The following is an 18,629-nucleotide window of genomic DNA, read 5'->3' as shown; positions in this document are numbered from 1 at the left end:
GTCAACATTGCTGCCTTGAGCTAACCCCCTCAACCGTCGCGGAATTAAAATCGCGGCGTTGCGCGCGCTGGCCGGTTCTGCTTCGTTGCACGTCATGATCCTCCGCCTTCTCGCCGTCTCCGCGCTTCTGCCGGCCCCCGCCATCGCGCAATCGCTCACGCCTGCGGAGACCGCGCAGATCGACACGTTGGTTGGCGGTGCGCTCGGCGATACCGGCGTACCGTCCGCGTCGATCGCGGTCGTTCGCGGCGGACGGATCGTGTTCGCCAAGGCCTATGGCAAACCTTCCGAAGCAATCGCCATCGCCGACCCGAAACTCCCTTATCAGATCGCCTCGATCTCGAAGCAGTTCACCGCCGCCGCGATCCTGTTGCTCGAAGACGAAGGCGAGCTCAGCCTCGACGACACCGTCTCGAAGTACATCCCCGGCGTGACCGGCGGCGACCGCATCACGATCCGCCAGTTGCTCAGTCACACCTCCGGCCTCCAGGATTACTGGCCGCAGGATTACAGTTTTGCCGCGATGGCCAAGCCCGTCACGCCGCAGCAGATCGTCGATCGCTGGGCAAAGAAGCCGCTCGATTTCCAACCCGGCACGCAGTGGCAATATTCCAACACGGGCTATGTCGTCGCCGGCCTGATCGTCGAGAAGGTGTCGGGCCAGCCGCTCCTGTCCTTCCTCCAACAGCGCATCTTCAAGCCGCTCGACATCCGCGCGCTCGATCAGGACGAGGCGATCGGCAAGGCGTTCCCGCAGGGCTATGGCCGGTTCGCGCTCGGCCCCGTCCGCCCCGAGACACCTAGCGCGGACGGCTGGCTCTACGCCGCCGGCGAACTGTCGATGAGCGCGGAAGACCTAGCCAAATGGGACGTCGCGCGCCTCAACCGCACCACGCTTCCTGCCGACGACTGGGCCGCACAGGAAACGCCGGTGAAACTCGCCGACGGCAGCAGCAACGGCTACGGGCTGGGCGTCTTCACCGGCAGCGCCAACGGTCGTCGCTATGTCGAGCACAGCGGCGAAGCGGTCGGCTTCCTCTCCGAGAACACGGTCTATCCCGACGACAAGGCGGCGATCGTCGTCCTGACTAACAGCTGGTTCAGCGACGCGACCGGGCGCATCTCCGCGGGGGTCGCCAAGATCGTCCTGCCGCCCGCGCCTGCGAACGCCGAGGACACCGCCGCCCTCGCCCGGGCCCGCGCCGTCTACGACCAGCTCCGCACCGGCACGCTCGACCCCAAGCGCCTGACCGAAGACGCCAACTTTTACTTCAAGCCGGTCGCGCTTGCCGACTACAAGACCAGCCTCGGCGCCCTCGGCGAACCGACCGCGTTCGCACAAACCGGCAAGACCCGCTTGCGCGGCGGCTTCGTCAACCGCACCTATCGCATCACCTATCCCGATCGCACGCTCTCGCTCAGCACCTATGCCGAGCCGGGATCGCGCGGCCGATATGAACAACTTCTGGTGGCGCCCGCTTCATGACCGACTTCGCTTCGATGCTCGTACCCGACCGCGGCCAACCTGCGCGGACGATCCACGTCGTCCACCCCGACGCGTATGAAGGCTGGCTCGCCAAGCAACCGACGCGTGTCCGCACGACGATCGCCGCGCATCGCCTCACCGGCAAGCCCGGCGACCGCGCGGTGCTGCCGGGCGAGACTGCGGACGACTGGTCGATGCTGCTGGTCTGCAACGAGGCGGTGACCTCCCCCTGGCGGATCGCCTCGCTCGGTGCGTCGTTGCCTGCGGGATCGTACCGCTTGGCAGACGGTGCGGTCGGCGCAGCCGGGCTCGGCTGGATGCTCGCACAGCATCAGTTCACCCGCTACGTGAAGCCCGACGCGACCGGCCCGCGCGTACTCCTGACCGCCGACGCCGCGCATATCGACGAGACGGTTCGCCTCGCCGAAGCCACCGCGCTGGTCCGCGATCTCGTCAACACGGGCGCGTCCGACATGGGACCCGCCGACCTCGAAGCCGCCGCCGAAATGCTCGCCAAACGCCACGGCGCGACCGTCACGACCACCCGCGGTGACGCGCTCGCGACCGGCTACCCCATGATCCACGCGGTCGGCCAGGCCGCGAGCAAGGACCGGGCGCCGCGGCTGATCGAACTCGAATGGGGCGATCCCTTGCATCCCCGCATCGCGCTGGTCGGCAAGGGCGTCACCTTCGACACCGGCGGGCTCGACATCAAGCCGTCTGCGGGCATGCGGCTGATGAAGAAGGACATGGGCGGCGCGGCGCACGCGTTGGCGCTCGCGAGCCTGGTAATGGCAGCCAAGCTGTCGGTCCGCCTCCATTTGCTGATCCCTGCGGTCGAGAATTCAATCGCCGGCAACGCCTTCCGCCCCGGCGACGTGCTCGCGACGCGCAAGGGCCTGACGGTCGAGAACACCAACACCGATGCGGAAGGCCGCCTCGTGCTCGGCGACGCGCTGACTAAGGCGGGCGAAGGGAATCCCGAGCTGATCCTCGACTTCGCCACGTTGACAGGCGCGGCGCGCGTCGCGCTGGGCCCGGACCTGCCGCCGCTGTTCACCGATGACGAATCGCTCGCCACGGACCTGCTCGCGTCCGGACTCGAGCAGAACGACCAGATGTGGCGCCTGCCGCTGTGGAATGGCTATGACGAGATGCTGAAGTCGGACATCGCCGACATGGTCAACGCGCCCGATGGCGGCTTTGCCGGCGCGATCACCGCTGCGCTGTTCCTCCGCCGGTTCGTGCCGAAGACCGCGGCATGGGCCCATCTCGACGTGTTCGCGTGGCGTCCGTCTGCCAAGCCGGGTCGGCCCAAGGGGGGTGAGGCGTATGCTCTGCGCGCTTCATTCGCCATGTTGGCGAAGCGGTATTCGCGCTAAATAGAGGTAACGCAAACACGCTGTCATCCCCGCGCAGGCGGGGATCCATAACCTCACAGGTCGGTGATCACACCGATACGGTAGCCAGTATGGGTTCCCGCCTTCGCGGGAATGACAGCGGAGGCCGGCTAGGCAGGTTCACCTCGCTGCGAACTGCCCGAACGGCAGCAGCTTGTCCGCCAGCGCCTTCGTCGCATTCGCGTCGCCCGCGCGCAGCGGCACCAGCACCGCTGCCGCTGCCTTCCGCACGAACCCGTCGATTGCGGTCGGCGTCGGCGCCCTGCTCGCGGTCTCGACCAACGCACGCCCCCGCGCGTCGTTTGGATCGAGCTCCAGCCGCAACAACCCCGCAAGTCCGGCAAACATCGCGCGGTTGCCGCCCAACGCCACCGACTTGTCCAGCGCCTCGAACCCAGCCGCCTTCTGCGCACCCGCCACCGCACGCCCGACGAACCGCCCGAGCTTCGCGATCACCCCGACATGCCACGCCCCCAGCGCCGCCTGCGCCTCGGCATTGCGCGGATAGCGTGCGACGAGCGCCTCATATTGTTTCCGCGCGGCGATCGCCTGGCCACGATTGCCGAGCAGTTTTGCGCGATAGCCGTTCGCCATCGCCTGCATGATCGCCGCCTCCTGGTCGTTCGGCGAATGGCTCAGCGCCTGCCCTGCGACCGCCGCCGCCTTGTCGATCCGTGCCAGCGCCACGCCCCGATCACGGTCGACGAAACCGGCCTGGGTCAGCAGTTCACGCGGCGTCTCGGCCCATGCCGGGATCGAGCCGACCACAGCGCACATCGCGATCGAAGCGCCTACGCAACCCGGAACCCACTTGGCCATACAACCTCGCACGAAAGCAGCATCACGCCGATCAACGATCCAATCACCGAAACGGCTCCTCGATGATAAGAGCGCAACGTTTAGCGAGACTTAACAAAGGACAACGACCTCGATCGCGCTCGGGCGCTCAAACCCCCGCCGCGGCCTCGATGATCGGCACGAACTTCTCGGCGGTCAGGCTCGCCCCGCCGACCAGCGCACCGTCGACGTTGGCCGTGGACAGGATCGCCGCCGCATTCGCCCCGGTGACCGATCCGCCGTACAATATGCGCACCCCAGCCGCCGCATCACCGATCAGCATCCGCAACTTGGCGCGCGCAATCGCATGAATCGCCGCGATCTCGTCCAGCGTCGGCGTGCGTCCCGTGCCGATCGCCCAGCGCGGCTCATACGCCAGCGTGAACCAGCTCCCGTCCGCATTGTCCGGCACCGACTTCTCGATCTGCGCTTGCACGACACGCTCGGCCCGGTCCGCATTACGTTCCGCCTCGGTCTCGCCGCAGCACAGGATCACGTGCAACCCCTGCCGCCGCGCCGCCGCGGCCTTGGCCCATGCATCGTGGCTGGTCTCGTGCTGATCCGAACGCCGCTCCGAATGGCCGACGATCGTGAAGCGCGCGCCGACTTCCTTGACCATGGCCGCCGATACGCACCCGGTATGCGCGCCCGAATCCGCCTCGTGCACGTCCTCCGCGCCGATCGCGAGGCTCGGGACACGCTCGGATGCCCCGGCGATCAGCGTGAACGGCACCGCGACCGACACGTCGATTCCCGGTGCATCGCGCGCTGCCGCCGCGATCGCATCGAGTTCGGCGAGCATCGCCCGCGACCCGTTCATCTTCCAGTTTCCGGCTACTAGCTTACGCCGCATCACGATCTCCCGCATGTTCCGCCCAGCGATAGCGACGCGCCCGCCCTGCACAAGCCCGCACGGGACGACACGACCCAAACGACCATGTAAGCGCCCGACTTGAAGAGCCGCCCTTGCCCCCGTAAAGCAACCGCGTTCCAATCCCTGTCGATCGGCTGTCCATGCTCGCTTTCTTTCGCCGCCTTACCCATTCGAAGGTCGGCGTGGTCATCACGTTCATCGTGCTTGGTGTGATCGCGCTCGCGTTCGCGGCGGGCGACATCACCGGGCTCAGCTCGATGACCGGCGGCGCAGGGATCACCGGCGGCGACGTGGCCAAGGTCGGCAAGGCCGAAGTTACCGAGAACGAGCTGAAGACCCAGGCACAGACCCAGCTCGAAGGCTTCCGTCAGGAACAGCCGACGCTCGACATGGCGACCTTCGTCAACCAGGGCGGGCTTGACGGCACGCTCGACCGGATCATGTCCAGCATGGCGCTCGAGCAGTTCGGCCGTGCGCAAGGCATGGTCGTCAGCAAGCGCGCCGTCGACGGCCAGATCGCCAGCATCCCCGCACTGCAGGGCCCGACCGGCAAGTTCGACGAGAATCTCTACCGTCAGATACTCGCCCAGCGGAAGCTGACTGACGCGCAGATCCGCAGCGATATCGTCCGCGACACGTTCGCGCAGCAGCTCACGATCCCCAGCACCGGCGCGACTCAGGTCTCCAGCCAACTCGCGCTGCCTTACGCCTCGCTGCTGCTCGAAAAGCGCACCGGCACGATCGGCTTCATTCCCGCCGCGGTCGTTCCCGCCGGCCCCGCGCCGACCGATGCCGACCTCGCCACATTCTACAAGCGCAACATCGCCCGCTACACCGTGCCCGAGCGCCGTATCGTCCGCTACGCGATCGTCTCGCCCGAGCAGGTCAAGGCGCAGGCCGTGCCGACCGACGCGGAAATCGCCAAGACCTATCAGCAGGATCGCGCACGCTATGCCGCGACCGAAAAGCGCACGATCACGCAGGTCGTCGTCGCCGATCAGGCCGGTGCCGCAGCGATTGCTGCCAAGGTGAAGGGCGGCACCAGCCTCGCTGACGCCGCGCGCGCCGCCGGTCTCGAAGCCTCGACCCAGGCCAAGGTCGAGAAGGCCGCCTATGCCGGCACGACGTCCGCGCTGGTCGCCGACGCCGTGTTCGCCGCCGCCAATGGCGCGGTGATCGGCCCGGTCCGCACGCCGCTTGGCTGGACCGTCGCCAAGGTCGACGCGGTCGAGACCGTCGCCGCACGCTCGCTCGATCAGGTTCGGGGCGAGATCGCCGCCGCACTTGGCATCCAGAAGGCGACCGAAGCGCTGTCGGCGATCCACGACAAGCTCGACGATTCGCTTTCGAAGAACGCCACGTTCGACGAAGTGGTCGCCGACCAGAAGCTCCAGCCCGTCACGACGCCGGCGCTGATCGCAAGCGGCGCCAATCCCGATGACGCCGCGAGCCAGCCCAATCCGGCGATCGCGCCGCTGGTCGCAGCCGCGTTCCAGGCCGCCGAGGGCGATGGCCCACAGCTCGTCCAGCTCGGTACCGATGGCGGCTTCGCGGTCGTCGCGCTCGGTCGCGTCGTTCCCGCCACGCCGCGTCCGCTGGCGCAGGTTCGCGCTGCCGTGCTGCGCGACGTGACTGCCGAGCGCTCGCGGCAGGCGGCGCGCAAGGTTGCTGCCGACGTGCTCGCGCGGATCAACAAGGGGATGCCGATCCAGCAGTCGCTGGCGCAGACCAAGCTGCCGCTGCCCGCCGCACGCCCGCTGACCGCATCGCGTGCGCAGATCGCCGCCGATCCACGCGGTGCCCCGCCCGCCCTCGCGCTGATGTTCAGCATGGCGCCGAACACCGCCAAGACGCTCGCCGCACCCGACGACAGCGGCTGGTTCATCATCAAGCTCGACAGCATCGCCAGCGGCAATGCCACAGGGAATGACGCCGCGATCAAGGCGGCGCGCGCGAATATCGGCCGCTCGGTCGGTCGCGAATATGTCGAGCAGTTCGCCAAGGCAGTCCGTGCCGATGTCGGCGTGAAGACCAACGCCACCTCGATCGCCCGCGTCCGTGCCGACCTGCTCGGCCAGGGCGCCGCCGGGAACTGATCGCATGACGACCGCGCGTGAAGCATTGGCCGACGGACGCCCCGCGCTGGTCTGGCGTCGTCAGGTGGCCGATACCGAGACGCCGGTCGCCGCCGCGCTGAAGCTGATCGAGCCGGGACGTGGCGACTTCCTGCTCGAATCGGTCGAAGGCGGCGCGACCCGCGGTCGCCACAGCCTGATCGGACTCGCGCCCGACCTGCTGTTCCGCGCGCATGGGCATAGTGCCGAGATCAATCGTCACTGGGCCACCGATCGTGACGCGTTCGAGCCATGTCCGGTACAGACTCTGGATGCGTTGCGTGCGCTCGTCGCTGAATGTCGGGCAGACGTTCCGTCCGAGCTGCCTCGTGCGCTAGCCTGCCTCGTCGGCTATTTCGGCTATGAGACGATCGGGCTGGTCGAGACGTTGGAGCAGCCGCCGATCGACCCGCTTGGCCTGCCCGACATGATCTTCGTACGGCCGACCGTCATCCTGGTGTTCGATCGCCTGAGCGACGCGCTCTACCTGGTCGCGCCCGCCTGGGCCGATCCGGCACGCGATGCCGACTCGATCGTGGCCGAAGCCGAGGAGCGTCTAGACGCGGTCGCCGCCAAACTCGCCAGCACCCCCGTCCCGGCGCTGATCCGTGCCGACGTCGCCGAACCCGTCTACACACCAGCGCTGCCCGAGGGGCGCTATGGCGAGATGGTTGCCGCCGCCAAGGATTACATTCTCGCAGGCGACATCTTCCAGGTCGTGCTCGCCCAGCGCTTCAGCACGCCGTTCGCGCTACCGCCGTTCGAACTCTACCGTTCGCTGCGCCGGATCAACCCATCGCCGTTCCTGTATCATCTCGACTTGCCGGGCTTCGCGCTGATCGGATCGAGCCCGGAAATCCTCGTCCGCGTTCGCGACGACGAAGTGACGATCCGCCCGATCGCCGGCACGCGCCCGCGCGGCAAGACCGCCGCCGAGGACGAGGCGAACCGGATCAGCCTGCTCGCCGATCCGAAGGAACGCGCAGAACACCTGATGCTGCTCGATTTAGGCCGCAACGACGTCGGCCGCGCCGCATCGCCAGGTTCGGTGCGGGTAACGGACAGCTACGGCGTCGAATTCTACAGCCACGTCATGCACATCGTCTCGAACGTCGTCGGCACGTTGTCGCCGGACAAGGACGCGCTCGACGCGTTGTTCGCAGGCTTCCCCGCCGGCACGGTCAGCGGCGCGCCGAAGGTTCGCGCCTGCCAGATCATTGCCGAACTCGAACCCGAACGCCGCGGCGCATACGCGGGCGGTGTCGGCTATTTCTCGCCCGACGGCTCGATGGATTCGTGCATCGTCCTCCGAACCGCAGTGGTCAAGGACGGCACGATCCACGTCCAGGCCGGTGCAGGGATCGTCGCCGACAGCATCCCCGAATACGAGCAGCGTGAGTGTGAGGCGAAAGCGGGCGCGATCCTGGCTGCAGCGCGCGAAGCCGTAAGCCGGGCCAGGGCGCCCGGCTTCGGTCAGTAATCGGTCGCTAAGACGTAGTTTTCCCGCAAGGGCGGGGACCCAAACTGCTCTCCCGCCTTCGCGGGAGACCATGATCTTACGGCTGCGTATTCGACTCGCTAGCCGACGCACGACGTTCCGCCGCAAACGCCTGGTTGCGCTGCATGAAGCAGCCCGACTGGCCGCCTGTACCAACCGCCGAACACGTATTCGGCAACCCGCCAGCCACGCGCCCGACCTGATCCATCGTCGCCGCGCGGTTCACCCAGCTCTGGTTCTGCGCCGCGATCGGCTTGTCGTCTCGCAGCGACTTGGGAATACGGTAAGGCTGTTCGAGCGTCGAGCAGACGACGATCTCGCTGCCGCTGGACTTGGGGCAGGTCTGGTCGCCCGTCAGGGTCACGCTGCGGATCCGCTGCGGTGGCTTATCGACCTGGGCATCCTGCGCCGAAGCCATGGCGGGAAGCGCGATCAGCGCAGCAAGGACGGCGGTACGAAACATCGGTTAAGCTCCTTTGAAAGGATAACGTCCAGCATGCGGCATTGCTCCGCCCTGAATGATAGCGCTCATATAGGAACGCGCCCGGCCCCCCGCGACTGCGACACGGGGGAATTGCGGCAAGCCGTCGCAACTGCGTCGGTTTGCGGCAACACCGTTGCACCCCGATGCACTTCGGCTATGGCGTCCGCATGATCCTGGTCGTCGACAATTACGATAGCTTCACCTGGAACCTCGTCCATTACCTGATGGAACTGGGCGTCGAAGTGGAAGTCGTCCGCAACGATGCGATCTCCGCCGGGCAGGCTCTGTCGTCGGGCGCGGACGCGTTCCTCATTTCCCCCGGCCCCTGCACGCCGACCGAGGCGGGCGTCAGCCTCGACCTGGTCGCCGCCTGCGCGGATGCCGGCAAACCGCTGCTCGGCGTGTGCCTCGGGCACCAAGCGATCGGCCAGCATTTCGGCGGCAAGGTCGAGCGCGGCGGCCTGATGCACGGCAAGACCTCACCCGTGCTCCACGACGATACCGGGCTGTACGCGGGGTTGCCTTCGCCGTTCATCGCCACGCGCTACCACTCGCTGATCGTCAACGCCGTGCCTGAGACGCTGGTAGTGAACGCCACGGCTGAGGACGGCACGGTCATGGGCTTCCGCCACAAGACGCTGCCGATCCACGGTGTCCAGTTCCACCCGGAAAGCATCGCAACCGAACACGGCCACGAGATGCTGGCGAACTTCCTGAAGATGGCCGACATTCCCCACCAACTCCCGCCCCGCCTGCGGGAGGGGTCGGGGAAGGGCAGCGCCGCACCCACGACGTCTGCTGGACAGGAAGCCCCTCCCGCAAGCGGAAGGGGAATTTGACCGCCGTGCTGCTACCCGACCCCACTTCGCCCCTCTCCCGCGAATCCGCGCGCGAGGCGTTCGCCGACATCCTCGACGCCCGCGCCAGCGACGACGCGATCGCAACCTTCCTGACCGATCTCGCGACCCGCGGCGAAACGAGCATCGAGATCGCCGAAGCCGCGCGCGCGCTCCGCAATCGCATGCTCCCGATCGACGCCCCCGCCGGCGCGATCGACGTCTGCGGCACCGGCGGCGACGGCCACCACACGCTGAACGTCTCGACCGCCGTCGCGCTGGTCGTCGCGGCCTGCGGCGTGCCCGTCGCCAAGCACGGCAACCGCGCCGCCTCCAGCAAGGCCGGCGCCGCCGACACGCTGGAAGTCCTCGGCCTCGACATGGCCCGCGCCGGCGCCACCGCCGAGGCGAGCCTCAACGAGATCGGCATCGCCTTCCTGTTCGCCGCCAACCACCACCCGGCGATGAAGCGCATCACCCCGATCCGCCAGCGCATCGGCAAGCGGACGATCTTCAACCTGATGGGCCCGCTCGCCAACCCGGCTGGCACCACCCGCCAGCTGATCGGCATCGCCCGCCCCGACTACGTCACGCTCTACGCCGACGCGCTCGAACAACTGGGCACCGAAGCCGCGCTCGTCGTCTCGGGTGAAGAAGGCCTCGACGAGCTATCGGGCGCTGGTCCCAGCATCGTCGCCTCGGTCGGCACCGTCACGCTCCCCGCCAAGATTACCCCCGAAGACGCCGGCCTGACCCGCCACGCCATCACCGATATCCGCGGCGGCGACGCAGCTCACAACGCCGACGCGCTCCGCCGCCTGCTCAAGGGCGAACCCGGCGCCTACCGCGACGCCGTCCTGCTCAACGCCGCCGCCGCCTTGATGGTCGCCGGCACCGTTCCCAACCTTGTCGACGGCGTGGCCAAGGCCGCCGCCGCCCTCGACACCGGCAGTGCCGATGCGCTGCTCGCCCGCTGGATCGCCTACTGACATGACCATGCTCGACCGCATCCTTGAGACCAAGCGCGCCGAAGTCGCCGCTCGCAAGGCGACGACGTCGCTCGCCGATATCGACGCCGGCATCGCCCGCATGTCCAAGCCGCGCGGGTTTCGCGCCGCGCTAGACGCGAAGACCGGCTACGCACTCGTCGCCGAGGTCAAGAAGGCCAGCCCCTCGAAAGGCCTGATCCGCGCCGATTTCGACCCCGTCGCGCATGCCCGCGCCTACGAAGCCGGCGGTGCCGCGTGCCTGTCCGTGCTGACCGACGAAAAGTGGTTCCAGGGCTCAGACGCCTATCTGACCGCCGCGCGCGACGCCGTCTCGATCCCGGTCCTGCGCAAGGACTTCATGGTCGACCCTTGGCAGTCGACCGAGGCGCGCGCGATCGGCGCCGACTGCATCCTCATCATCGTCGCTGCGCTCGACGACGTCCAGATGGCCGAGATCGAGGCGTCCGCGCTCGAATGCGGCATGGACGTGCTGGTCGAGGTCCACGACGCGCATGAGATGGAGCGTGCGCTGAGGCTCAAGTCGCGCCTGATCGGCGTCAACAACCGCGACCTGCGCGACTTCACGGTCGACTTCCAGCGCACCTACGACCTCGTCGGCAAGGCGCCCAAGGACTGCACCTTCGTCGCCGAGAGCGGCCTGACGACGCGCGCCGAACTCGACGCGATGGCCGAGCACGACATCCACTGCTTCCTGATCGGCGAGGCGCTCATGCGCCAGGACGACGTCGAAGCGGCGACCCGAGCGCTTGTCGGCGAAGTGGGGGTCGGATGACCGGCCTCACCCACATCGACGAAGCCGGCGCGGCAAGAATGGTCGACGTCGGCGGCAAGGCTATCACCGCCCGCGAAGCCGTCGCCTCCGGCCGCATCACCATGTCCTCGGAAGCCGCCGCGGCAATCGGCGCCGGAACCGCGAAGAAGGGCGACGTCCTGGCCGTTGCGCGCGTCGCGGGCATCATGGCCGCCAAGCGCACCAGCGACCTGATCCCCCTCTGCCACCCGCTCCCGCTGACCAAGGTCGAGATCGACCTGGTCGTGGACGAAACCGGCGTAACCGCCACCGCCACCGCCTCGACCGAAGGCAAGACCGGCGTCGAGATGGAAGCCCTCACGGCAGCCACCGTAACGCTCCTCACGATCTACGACATGGCCAAGGCGATCGACAAGACGATGGTCCTCTCAGACATCCGCGTCCGAGCAAAATCCGGCGGAAAATCCGGCAACTGGACTGCCTAAAAATCCCTTCCCCAAAGGGAGAGGGAAAGACGCCAAAGGCGGCGAGGGTGAGGGCAAGCCAAGCAAAGCGCGGTCAGCTTGGGACTCAATCCTCATCCATAGACCAGTCGTGGCTCTCCACGATCGTGGACTCCACCGGCCGCCCCGCCGCATCAAGCGACGGATCATACCGAAACCGCTGCTCGATCAACCGACACGTCAGATCATCCAGCACCCGGCTCCCGCTAGACCGGGTCACGCGACACCGCGACACCCGCCCATCGGTCTGAACCGCATACCGCACCGAAACCCGCCCCCAAATACCCGTCTCGGCCGCATCGCGCGGATAATCGGAGTCCTTCAACCGCCCCCGACGCCACTGCGGCGGCGTCTCCTCACCACCACCACCGTCGCCGTCACCATACCCCCCGCTCCCGGTCCCGTTGCCGATCCCACCACTTCCGGTCCCCGGCCCGCGAACATCCGAAGCGCCAGCAGTAGCCTGTGCGCCCAAACCGGCCTTGGGCGCCACGACAACAGGCGGCGGCACGACCACCGGCACCACCGGCGGTGGCGCGACCACCTCGGTTGCCTTCGACTTCAGGTTAGGCGGCGACGCAGCCCCCTCTGGCTTGCGGCTAGGCGACGGCCGAGGCCTCACCTTCTCCTCGGGCGGCGGTGGCGGAGGAGGCGCCGCGTCGAACACCTTCAGCGCATCGCTCACCGCCGCCGGCATCGGCACAACCAGCCCTGCAAGCAGCGCATAGCCAAGCATCCCCGGCAGCAGGACGGCGCCCAGCGCTGCCCCGACCCTGTCTCTCGCCCGAGACTGATTACGTGTCATTATGCTGATCTGGTGTCTCTTTTTCCCAAACAAAGCCCTGCAACGGATGAACCCGCGCTGGCCGAACGTGCATGAGGGACGGCCGACGTCTTGCTTCCACTCGACAGTCACCGCCGAAGAAACCCACTCCATAATAGAATTAGGACACCACCCCGGCGAAGGCCACGGCCCTGTTGCGACGGCGAAAGTAGCGGCAGGCGCCTTTCGCCCAGGCCGTGGTTCCCGGCGAAGGCGGATATCCCGTTCGGGCTCCCGCCAGGATGGCCCTGCTCCGCCTACGTGAACAGGTCCACCACCTCGGCCCCCTGCCCCACCGCCTGCAACAACAGCGTCCGATGGCAGTGGCACGGGTCGCGCTCATAACACAGCAGAGCGCTCGGCTTCTCTGCCGCCAACCCCAGCATGATTGCCGCCTGCGCCTGCGCCTCAGGCAGTTCGAGTTGTTCGTCATATACTGCCGTCAGGGTTGCGACGTCGCCTTTCTTTGCCGCATCGCGCCCCCGCTTCGGCGTCCCGAGCGCCTTTAGATGGACATAGTCGATCTCGGCCTCACGCAGCGATGCGGCGAGCGAGGACTTTGAAAAACCGGGCCGCCGCGACAAAGGGAGAGCGCGGACGTCGATCACCCGCTCTACCCCTGCCGCCTTCAATGCGGCGAGAAAATCGGCCATCGTCGTGGCCTCGTAGCCGATCGTGAAGATCTTCGTCGGGTCTGTCATGGGGGCGAAGTGGTATCGGGGGCCTGACACGGCAAGCGTCCGCCGCTATCTGACCGGGATGACCCACGATATCCATGTCATCGGCGGCGGGCTCGCCGGTTCCGAAGCTGCCTGGCAACTCGCCGAAGCCGGCCTCCAGGTTCGCCTTTCCGAAATGCGCGGCAGCGGCGAAGAGACGCCCGCGCACCAGACCGACGGCCTCGCCGAACTCGTCTGCTCGAACAGCTTCCGCTCGGACGATGCCGAGAGCAATGCGGTCGGGCTGCTGCATCAGGAACTGCGCACGCTCAACTCGCTGATAATGCGGCAGGCGGATATTCACCGCGTTCCCGCCGGCTCCGCGCTCGCCGTCGATCGCGACAATTTCTCGGCCAGCGTGACCGAGGCGATCGACCAGCATCCCAATATCACCCTCGTCCGCGAACGGATCGACGCGCTGCCCGATGGCCCGACGATCATCGCCACCGGCCCGCTCACCGCCGCATCGCTGGCCGCCGGTATCGGCGCCGAGACGGGCCGCGAGGCGCTCGCGTTCTTCGACGCGCTGGCACCGATCGTCCACCGCGAGTCGATCGACATGGACACCGCCTGGTTCGCGTCGCGCTGGGACAAGGGCGAGGGCAAGGATTACATCAACTGCCCGATGGACAAGGACCAGTATCTGGCGTTCCACCAGGGCCTGATCGATGGCGAGAAGACCCCGTTCAAGGAATGGGAGAAGGACACGCCCTATTTCGACGGTTGCATGCCGATCGAGGTGATGGCCGAGCGCGGCGTCGATACGCTGCGTTACGGCCCGATGAAGCCGGTCGGTCTCGACAATCCCAAGACCGGACGCTGGCCGCATGCCGTCGTCCAGCTTCGACAGGACAATGCGCAGGGAACGCTGTGGAACATCGTCGGCTTCCAGACCAAGATGAAGCACGCCGACCAAGTCCGCCTGTTCCGCACCATCCCCGGCCTGGAGAATGCCGAGTTCGCGCGGCTGGGCGGCCTGCACCGCAACACCTTCATCCGCTCGCCCGAGTTGCTCGACGAGACGCTCCGCCTGAAGTCGCGGCCGAACATCCGTTTTGCCGGCCAGATCACCGGCTGCGAGGGGTATATCGAGAGTTGCGGGATCGGCATGCTCGCCGGGCTGTTCGCGGCAGCCGAACTCACCGGAAAGACGCTGGCTCCCCCGCCCTACGCCACTGCGCTGGGCGCGTTGCTGGGTCACATCACCGGCGGCGCCGAGGTCGAGACGTATCAGCCGATGAACGTCAATTTCGGCCTGTTCCCGCCGATCATGGGCCGGACCAAGAAGGCGGATCGCAAGCGCATGTATACCGATCGCGGCCGGGCGGCGCTGGCCGAATGGCTCAACTCTCCTCCGCCGCAGCCTGAACCGGCGGACAGTTCGTTCGCACTGGCCCCTTCCGCTTAAGCGCCGTCGTGGCGAATTCGGGCGCGGTCATCGTGCCCGATTTGTCGGCGTCGGCGGCGGCAAACTTGGTCGTCGCCTTCACGGCCCACTCGTCGAACGAGAGCTTGCCGTCGCCATCGACGTCGAGCTTCGCATAGGCCTTGCGCCGCTGCATGAGATATTCGTCGCGCGTGATCTTCGCATCGCGGTCCTTGTCGTAGCGATCGAACCGCTTCTGCTCGCGCGTGCGCTCGGTCGCTTCGGGCGCCGCGGCGGGCAGCGGTTCGGAAGCCACCGCACCGCCAACCTGCGCGACCGGTTGCGTCGGCAGCAAAGGCCCCGGCCGCGCATCGCCGCTGAAAAGCATGAACCCCGCAACGATCAACGCGATCACCGCCGTACCGCCCGCCAGGTATCGCCACATCGCCGCCGCCCCCGTTGCCGGGGCGCAGCGTAGGCTCTCGCCCCACCTTCCCCAAGCCGATCGATCAGTATCCGGTCAATCTGTGGAGCATGAGCCGGCCGACACGTTTCGGGCTCGCTTGGCGCGTCGGGACGATCGACAGGTTCGCTCGTGCGGAAATCGCCAACGCCCCGAGCACCCGCGCGCGCGCCGGCCAACGCCCGTGCAACGCCGCGCCCAGCAGGGTGACCGCGCTCTCACGCGCAAGCTCGCGGGCTGCCGGATCGCTCAGCCGATGCGAGAGATCGGCGAGTGCCCATCCCCGCCCGGCCAGCGCGATCCGCGGATCCTGTACCTTCAGCACGCACGCAGCCGCAGAGAACAGGCGCTCGCCCCGGTCCACGCCGAACCGATCGATCGATGCCGCATCGATATCAGGTGCGAGCAACGCCTCCCAACCCTCTGTCATCAAAGCCAGTTCCGTACCCGACACGCCCGCCGGGATCACCGTCGCATACAGTGTCTGCAACACTGGCTCGGCCGGCGGTAGCGCGCTGTCGAGCTTGCCGAGAGCCTCGTACCACCAGGTCAGTCGCATCTGCCCGACCATCGGCTCCCGCGTCGTCCGCACGATTGCGCCCAGCGTAGAGTCGAGCGCGAGCAGCGCTTCCAACGCGTCGCGTACAGCGGGTGGCGCATAGCTGAGCGCCAGTACGCGTTCGGGATCGATCGGTGTCATCGGCGGCGTCTTAGCAAAACGACGCCGTGCCATACAGGGGCTCGCCCGGCATGCTGTCCGCTTTGCCCGCGAAAGGCCCGGCCGGGATCACCCGGCCGGGTAGGTCTTACTTGTACGTAACCTTCTTGGCGGCCGCGACGACCTTGTCGACGTTCACCAGCATCAGCTTTTCGAGGTTCGCCGCGTAGGGCATCGGAACGTCTTCGTTCGTCACGCGCAACACGGGCGCGTCGAGGTCGTCGAAGCCGTGCTCCATCACTACCGAGACGATCTCCGACGCGATCGAGCAGGTCGCCCAATTCTCTTCGACGACGATCACGCGGTTGGTCTTGGCGAGGCTCTTCAGCACCGTGTCCGTGTCCAGCGGGCGCAGCGTGCGCAGGTCGATCACCTCCGCGTCGATGCCCTCTTCGGCCAGCTTCTCGGCAGCTTCGAGCGAAATGCCGACGCCGATCGAGTAGCTGACGATCGTGACGTCCTTGCCCTCGCGGACGATCCGCGCCTTGCCGATCGGCAGGACGTGGTTGTCGAGCTTGGGGACGTCGAAGCTGCGGCCGTACATCAGCTCATTCTCGAGGAACACGACCGGATCCTCGGTGCGGATCGCCGCCTTGAGCAGGCCCTTCGCGTCCGCCGCATCATACGGCGCAATCACGATCAGGCCGGGGACGCTCGCATACCATGCCGCGAAGTTGTGCGAATGCTGGGCACCCACGCGCGACGCAGCGCCGTTCGGACCGCGAAACACGATCGGGCAGCGCATCTGGCCGCCCGACATATAGTTGGTCTTGGCGGCCGAGTTGATGATGTGATCGATCGCCTGCAACGCGAAGTTGAAGGTCATGAACTCGACGATCGGGCGAAGGCCGCCCATCGCCGCGCCTGCACCGATGCCGGCAAAGCCGTATTCGGTGATCGGCGTGTCGATGACGCGACGCTCGCCGAACTCTTCGAGTAGCCCCTGCGTGACCTTGTACGCACCCTGATACTGCGCGACTTCCTCACCCATCACGAAGACACGGTCGTCCTCGCGCATTTCCTCGGCCATCGCGTCACGCAGGGCCTCGCGGACGGTCGTCTTGACCATCTCGGTGCCCTCGGGGATCGCTGGATCCGAAATGCCGACCTTCTCCGCGGAGGCGACAAGCTGTTGCGTGCCGCTCTCCGCCTTCGTCGGTGCAGGACCAGCCTCGGGTGCAACCGGAGGCGCGCTCTGGGCGGCCTGGTTGGTCGCGGCAGGCGACTCGGTCGCCGGCTTGGCGTCGCTGGCGCTCTCGCCCTCTTCGAGGATCGTCGCGATGACGGTGCCGACCTTCACGTTGTCGGTACCCTCGGGCACGGCGATCGAGCCGATCGTGCCTTCGTCGATTGCTTCGAACTCCATCGTCGCCTTGTCGGTCTCAATCTCGGCGAGGATGTCGCCCGACTTGACGCTGTCGCCTTCCTTGACGAGCCACTTGGCCAGCGTGCCCTCTTCCATCGTCGGGGAGAGCGCGGGCATCTTGATCTCGATCGCCATCAGTACGACTCCACCAGAACGTCGGTATACAGCTCGGCGGCATCCGGCTCAGGGGTCTGTTCGGCGAAATCGGCGGCTTCGTTCACGGTCTTCCTGATCTGTTGTTCGATGGACTTGAGGTCCGCCTCGGTCACGCCCTGCGCACCGAGCAGCGTCTTCACATGGTCGATCGGATCCGACTTGTCGCGGACCGCCTGGACCTCGTCACGCGTCCGGTACTTCGCCGGATCGGACATCGAGTGGCCACGATAGCGATAGGTCTTCATCTCGAGGATGATCGGACCCTTGCCCGCGCGGACCCAGGCCAGCGCCTCTTCGGCGGCACCGCGGCACGCCAGCACGTCCATGCCGTCGACCTGGATACCGGGAATGCGGAAGCTCTCGCCGCGGCGATACAGCTGGTCCTCGGCCGACGCGCGATTGACGCTCGTGCCCATGGCGTACTGGTTGTTCTCGATCACGAAGATGATCGGCAACTTCCACAGCTCGGCCATGTTGAAGCTCTCGTACACCTGGCCCTGGTTCGACGCGCCGTCGCCGAAATAGGCCATGCAGACGCCGCCGTCGTTCGCGTATTTGTGCTTGAACGCGAGCCCGGTGCCGAGCGACACCTGCGCACCGACGATGCCGTGGCCGCCGTAGAATTTATGCTCTGTCGAGAACATGTGCATCGACCCGCCCTTGCCCTTCGAGATACCCGAATTGCGTCCGGTGAGTTCGGCCATGATCACCTTCGGGTCGATCCCGTAGGCGAGCATGTGGCCGTGATCGCGGTAGCCGGTGATCACCGAATCGGTCTCGCCGTTGAGCGCGGACTGGAGGCCGACCGCGACCGCTTCCTGGCCGATATACAGATGGCAGAAGCCACCGATCAGGCCCAAGCCATAGAGCTGGCCGGCTTTTTCCTCGAAACGGCGGATCAGCAGCATCTGCCGATACAGTTCGAGCAGTTCGTCCTTCGAAGCCTCGTAGGGCTTTGGTTCTGCTGGTCGTTCACGGTTCGTAATCGGTGGTTCGGCGATTACGCGTGCTGGTTGGGGGGTCTTGGCCACGATGTGGGAAACCTCGTTTTCCGTAGGGGAGTTGAGGGAGCCTATAGGCGCGGACGGGGCGGAACATCAATTCCCGTCTGGGGTATGTTGGTTTTGGGGGCTTGGGATGGGGTCGAGGGGTGTCGCGGGAGCCCCTCCACAGGCGCACCACCCCGGCGAAGGCCGATCGTGTCCCACCGCGTGGTGTAGCTTCA

Annotated in this window: 17 protein-coding genes and 1 pseudogene; 9 read left to right on the top strand and 9 right to left on the bottom strand. The window is 66.9% G+C overall.

Features of this window, described 5'->3' with window-relative positions; translation table 11 throughout:
• Positions 1-94: 94 nt before the first annotated feature.
• Together AC1MLZ_RS01470 and AC1MLZ_RS01465 are read left to right on the top strand one after the other, a co-directional pair.
• The gene (locus tag AC1MLZ_RS01470) at positions 95-1,486 is read left to right on the top strand and encodes a serine hydrolase domain-containing protein (protein ID WP_480960117.1); all 1,392 of its coding nucleotides are present in this window, start codon (positions 95-97) and stop codon (positions 1,484-1,486) included.
• On the top strand, positions 1,483-2,868 hold the full coding sequence (locus tag AC1MLZ_RS01465) for a leucyl aminopeptidase family protein (protein WP_480960116.1): 1,386 nt from the start codon (positions 1,483-1,485) through the stop codon (positions 2,866-2,868). The genes AC1MLZ_RS01470 and AC1MLZ_RS01465 overlap by 4 nt, the downstream gene beginning before the upstream one ends.
• Positions 2,869-3,006: 138 nt before the next feature.
• Here AC1MLZ_RS01465 and AC1MLZ_RS01460 read toward each other — a convergent pair whose 3' ends face one another.
• The gene (locus AC1MLZ_RS01460) at positions 3,007-3,705 is read right to left on the bottom strand and encodes a hypothetical protein (RefSeq protein WP_480960115.1); all 699 of its coding nucleotides are present in this window, start codon (positions 3,703-3,705) and stop codon (positions 3,007-3,009) included.
• A gap of 127 nt (positions 3,706-3,832) precedes the next feature.
• On the bottom strand, positions 3,833-4,576 hold the full coding sequence (gene tpiA / locus AC1MLZ_RS01455) for a triose-phosphate isomerase (RefSeq protein WP_480960114.1): 744 nt from the start codon (positions 4,574-4,576) through the stop codon (positions 3,833-3,835).
• Positions 4,577-4,737: 161 nt separating this feature from the next.
• Here tpiA and AC1MLZ_RS01450 point away from each other — a divergent pair, with 161 nt between their 5' ends.
• Positions 4,738-6,693, top strand: a complete 1,956-nt coding sequence (locus tag AC1MLZ_RS01450) for a peptidylprolyl isomerase (RefSeq protein ID WP_480960113.1) — start codon at positions 4,738-4,740, stop codon at positions 6,691-6,693.
• A 4-nt stretch (positions 6,694-6,697) separates the two neighbouring features.
• The gene (gene trpE / locus AC1MLZ_RS01445; RefSeq protein WP_480960112.1) at positions 6,698-8,191 is read left to right on the top strand and encodes an anthranilate synthase component I; all 1,494 of its coding nucleotides are present in this window, start codon (positions 6,698-6,700) and stop codon (positions 8,189-8,191) included.
• Positions 8,192-8,267: 76 nt separating this feature from the next.
• On the opposite strand, the gene AC1MLZ_RS01440 is transcribed toward trpE, so the two are convergent.
• Complete coding sequence (locus AC1MLZ_RS01440; RefSeq protein WP_480960111.1) at positions 8,268-8,672, bottom strand: hypothetical protein; 405 nt, start codon at positions 8,670-8,672, stop codon at positions 8,268-8,270.
• A gap of 188 nt (positions 8,673-8,860) precedes the next feature.
• Here AC1MLZ_RS01440 and AC1MLZ_RS01435 point away from each other — a divergent pair.
• The 4 genes and pseudogenes from AC1MLZ_RS01435 to moaC form a co-directional block, all read left to right on the top strand.
• A pseudogene (locus AC1MLZ_RS01435) lies at positions 8,861-9,418 on the top strand (anthranilate synthase component II); the annotation flags it as partial.
• 110 nt (positions 9,419-9,528) lie between these two features.
• Positions 9,529-10,518: an anthranilate phosphoribosyltransferase gene (gene trpD / locus AC1MLZ_RS01430; protein WP_480960110.1), complete on the top strand. Its 990-nt coding sequence runs from the start codon at positions 9,529-9,531 to the stop codon at positions 10,516-10,518.
• 1 nt (position 10,519) lies between these two features.
• Entirely contained in the window at positions 10,520-11,311 is a 792-nt protein-coding gene (gene trpC / locus AC1MLZ_RS01425; protein ID WP_480960109.1) for an indole-3-glycerol phosphate synthase TrpC, read from the top strand.
• Positions 11,308-11,775, top strand: coding sequence for a cyclic pyranopterin monophosphate synthase MoaC (gene moaC, locus AC1MLZ_RS01420; protein WP_480960108.1), 468 nt, complete (start codon positions 11,308-11,310; stop codon positions 11,773-11,775). The genes trpC and moaC overlap by 4 nt, the downstream gene beginning before the upstream one ends.
• Before the next feature lie 85 nt (positions 11,776-11,860).
• Here the strand turns inward: moaC and AC1MLZ_RS01415 are convergent, their stop codons facing one another.
• Both AC1MLZ_RS01415 and AC1MLZ_RS01410 read right to left on the bottom strand, forming a co-directional pair.
• The gene (locus AC1MLZ_RS01415; protein WP_480960107.1) at positions 11,861-12,598 is read right to left on the bottom strand and encodes an energy transducer TonB; all 738 of its coding nucleotides are present in this window, start codon (positions 12,596-12,598) and stop codon (positions 11,861-11,863) included.
• A gap of 275 nt (positions 12,599-12,873) precedes the next feature.
• Positions 12,874-13,317, bottom strand: a complete 444-nt coding sequence (locus AC1MLZ_RS01410; RefSeq protein ID WP_480960106.1) for a DUF488 domain-containing protein — start codon at positions 13,315-13,317, stop codon at positions 12,874-12,876.
• 58 nt (positions 13,318-13,375) lie between these two features.
• On the opposite strand from AC1MLZ_RS01410, the gene trmFO reads away from it, so the two are divergent.
• Positions 13,376-14,743: a methylenetetrahydrofolate--tRNA-(uracil(54)-C(5))-methyltransferase (FADH(2)-oxidizing) TrmFO gene (gene trmFO / locus AC1MLZ_RS01405; RefSeq protein ID WP_480961437.1), complete on the top strand. Its 1,368-nt coding sequence runs from the start codon at positions 13,376-13,378 to the stop codon at positions 14,741-14,743.
• On the opposite strand, the gene AC1MLZ_RS01400 is transcribed toward trmFO, so the two are convergent.
• The 4 genes from AC1MLZ_RS01400 to pdhA all read right to left on the bottom strand — a co-directional run bounded on the left by AC1MLZ_RS01400 (position 14,679) and on the right by pdhA (position 18,435).
• Positions 14,679-15,146 carry an EF-hand domain-containing protein gene (locus AC1MLZ_RS01400; RefSeq protein ID WP_480960105.1) on the bottom strand — a complete coding sequence of 156 codons (468 nt, stop codon included), beginning with the start codon at positions 15,144-15,146 and terminating at the stop codon, positions 14,679-14,681. The genes trmFO and AC1MLZ_RS01400 overlap by 65 nt on opposite strands.
• Positions 15,147-15,210: 64 nt before the next feature.
• On the bottom strand, positions 15,211-15,864 hold the full coding sequence (locus AC1MLZ_RS01395) for a squalene/phytoene synthase family protein (RefSeq protein WP_480960104.1): 654 nt from the start codon (positions 15,862-15,864) through the stop codon (positions 15,211-15,213).
• Positions 15,865-15,970: 106 nt separating this feature from the next.
• A complete protein-coding gene (locus AC1MLZ_RS01390; RefSeq protein ID WP_480960103.1) occupies positions 15,971-17,383 on the bottom strand; it encodes a pyruvate dehydrogenase complex E1 component subunit beta in 1,413 nt (470 codons plus the stop codon).
• On the bottom strand, positions 17,383-18,435 hold the full coding sequence (pdhA, locus tag AC1MLZ_RS01385; RefSeq protein WP_480960102.1) for a pyruvate dehydrogenase (acetyl-transferring) E1 component subunit alpha: 1,053 nt from the start codon (positions 18,433-18,435) through the stop codon (positions 17,383-17,385). The genes AC1MLZ_RS01390 and pdhA overlap by 1 nt, the downstream gene beginning before the upstream one ends.
• Positions 18,436-18,629 lie beyond the last annotated feature (194 nt).

It is taken from the genome of Sphingomonas sp. PEI4 (assembly GCF_056679955.1).
This window is presented reverse-complemented; position numbering and strand designations above follow the sequence as displayed.

Bases quoted from the DNA above. Each gene is read 5' to 3' on its own strand.
- AC1MLZ_RS01460 (WP_480960115.1), bottom strand. From the start codon at position 3,705: ATGGCCAAGTGGGTTCCGGGTTGCGTAGGCGCTTCGATCGCGATGTGC.
- AC1MLZ_RS01415 (WP_480960107.1), bottom strand. From the start codon at position 12,598: ATGACACGTAATCAGTCTCGGGCGAGAGACAGGGTCGGGGCAGCGCTG.
- trpC (WP_480960109.1), top strand. From the start codon at position 10,520: ATGACCATGCTCGACCGCATCCTTGAGACCAAGCGCGCCGAAGTCGCC.
- AC1MLZ_RS01450 (WP_480960113.1), top strand. From the start codon at position 4,738: ATGCTCGCTTTCTTTCGCCGCCTTACCCATTCGAAGGTCGGCGTGGTC.
- trpE (WP_480960112.1), top strand. From the start codon at position 6,698: ATGACGACCGCGCGTGAAGCATTGGCCGACGGACGCCCCGCGCTGGTC.
- AC1MLZ_RS01410 (WP_480960106.1), bottom strand. From the start codon at position 13,317: ATGACAGACCCGACGAAGATCTTCACGATCGGCTACGAGGCCACGACG.
- moaC (WP_480960108.1), top strand. From the start codon at position 11,308: ATGACCGGCCTCACCCACATCGACGAAGCCGGCGCGGCAAGAATGGTC.
- AC1MLZ_RS01465 (WP_480960116.1), top strand. From the start codon at position 1,483: ATGACCGACTTCGCTTCGATGCTCGTACCCGACCGCGGCCAACCTGCG.
- AC1MLZ_RS01470 (WP_480960117.1), top strand. From the start codon at position 95: ATGATCCTCCGCCTTCTCGCCGTCTCCGCGCTTCTGCCGGCCCCCGCC.
- AC1MLZ_RS01400 (WP_480960105.1), bottom strand. From the start codon at position 15,146: ATGTGGCGATACCTGGCGGGCGGTACGGCGGTGATCGCGTTGATCGTT.
- tpiA (WP_480960114.1), bottom strand. From the start codon at position 4,576: ATGCGGCGTAAGCTAGTAGCCGGAAACTGGAAGATGAACGGGTCGCGG.
- AC1MLZ_RS01395 (WP_480960104.1), bottom strand. From the start codon at position 15,864: ATGACACCGATCGATCCCGAACGCGTACTGGCGCTCAGCTATGCGCCA.
- trmFO (WP_480961437.1), top strand. From the start codon at position 13,376: ATGACCCACGATATCCATGTCATCGGCGGCGGGCTCGCCGGTTCCGAA.
- AC1MLZ_RS01390 (WP_480960103.1), bottom strand. From the start codon at position 17,383: ATGGCGATCGAGATCAAGATGCCCGCGCTCTCCCCGACGATGGAAGAG.
- AC1MLZ_RS01440 (WP_480960111.1), bottom strand. From the start codon at position 8,672: ATGTTTCGTACCGCCGTCCTTGCTGCGCTGATCGCGCTTCCCGCCATG.